Below are 628 nucleotides of genomic sequence, written 5' to 3' on the forward strand. Positions count from 1 at the left end.
CGCTGAGCCACTGGGGCGAAAAATTCGGCGTCACCGAAAAGACTCTGACGCGCCTGTTTTTGCGCGACACCGGCCTGACCTTCCGCGCTTGGCGCCAGCGCCTGCGCCTGCTCGGCGCCCTGACCCCGCTGGAAAAAGGCGAGCGTGTGACGGATGTTGCGCTGGCTTGTGGATACGACTCGACCTCGGCATTTCTCGCCGCGTTTCGTCAGCAGTTTGGCGAGACGCCGGGGGAGTTTTTCCGCTGACACTTCGTTTTTGCCGACCTGTCAGTCAGAAATAAACGATTTTTCTTTGCTCCAGATCCGTCGCTAGCATGGCCCCGTCTGACTTTGATCGAGAAGAGAAGATGATCCCTGTGGGAGCGAGCCTGCTCGCGAACGCGGTGGGTCAGCAACCTCAACTTCACTGTTCCATCGCATTCGCGAGCAGGCTCGCTCCCACAGGGGATGCGCTTGCCGTTGAATCAGCGATAACACTGCAAGTAACGAGACCGGGAGCGTGCCATGCCTGCCACGAACATCAATATCGGCGAACCCTGGATGTGGGGCGCCTTCATCGTCTTCGTTCTGGCCATGCTGGCCCTGGACTTGTTTGTCTTCGGCGGGCGCAAGGCGCACCGGGTGTC

1 protein-coding gene is annotated in these 628 nt (G+C 59.9%); it reads left to right on the forward strand.

Annotation, left to right across the window (positions count from 1 at the left end; translation table 11 throughout):
• A partial coding sequence (locus J5M56_RS23820) for a helix-turn-helix domain-containing protein (protein WP_207937922.1) occupies window positions 1-248 on the forward strand: 248 nt, incomplete at its 5' end.
• Window positions 249-628 lie beyond the last annotated feature (380 nt).

Origin of the sequence: Pseudomonas sp. 51_B (assembly GCF_017491595.1) — a bacterium.
GTDB lineage: Bacteria > Pseudomonadota > Gammaproteobacteria > Pseudomonadales > Pseudomonadaceae > Aquipseudomonas > Aquipseudomonas promysalinigenes.